Source organism: Mycobacterium intermedium, from assembly GCF_002086275.1.
Classification (GTDB): domain Bacteria; phylum Actinomycetota; class Actinomycetes; order Mycobacteriales; family Mycobacteriaceae; genus Mycobacterium; species Mycobacterium intermedium.
Window position 1 is genome coordinate 1 of record NZ_MVHT01000287.1, and the last position, 736, is coordinate 736.

Genomic DNA, 736 nt, shown 5'->3' on the forward strand with positions numbered 1-736 from the left:
GGCAAGCATGCCGAGGCGTTTGCGTTGTGTCGGCGGCTTCTGGCCTGCCCAGAGGTCCCCGATGATCGTCGACAGGGGATTGCGCACAACCGCGACTTTTCGGTGCCGGCGATGGTCGAGGCGGCGTCGGCATACCCCGATGTGTTGGTGGGCAACCTGGTCGCGGGTTCACGCAACGCCGAGGTCACTGTCACTCTGGTGGCCGGCCCGGATCGAGAAGCCACCGAGCAGACACTGAACTCGTTTCTGCACTGCTGCACCGATCTGTCACGGGTCGGGCGTTTCCTGGTGGTCGATGCGGGTCTGTCCGCCCAGGACCGCGCGGCGCTACGGAAGCGCTACGGGTTTGTTGAGTTCGCCCGTCGCAGATCCGGCGACGGCACCGGAGCTCAGCTTGCGCGGCTGCGTGCTCAGATCGGTGGACGGTTTTGGCTGCATCTGGGGCAGGGTTGGCGGTTTTTTGGCCCCGAGAACTACATCACCCGGCTGAGTGCTGTGCTCGATGCCGAACCGCAGGTGTTTCAAGTCGGGATCAACTATGGCGATGCCGTCAAGCTCACCGGTACTTGCGCGGCCGAGTCGGAGGTGCGTCGGTCACCCGATGCCGGCCGCTACGTTCTGGCCGAGGTGGTGGCTAGCGGCCCGGCGATGTTTGACACCGCACGACTGGATCAAGCCGGCGGTCTGGATAGCAGCGACGCCGACCCCATCGCTGAGCTCGGGCAACGGGCGCTCG

1 pseudogene is annotated in these 736 nt (G+C 65.5%); it reads left to right on the forward strand.

What is annotated here, in order from left to right:
• Window positions 1-736, forward strand: a pseudogene (locus BST27_RS32970) (glycosyltransferase); the annotation flags it as partial.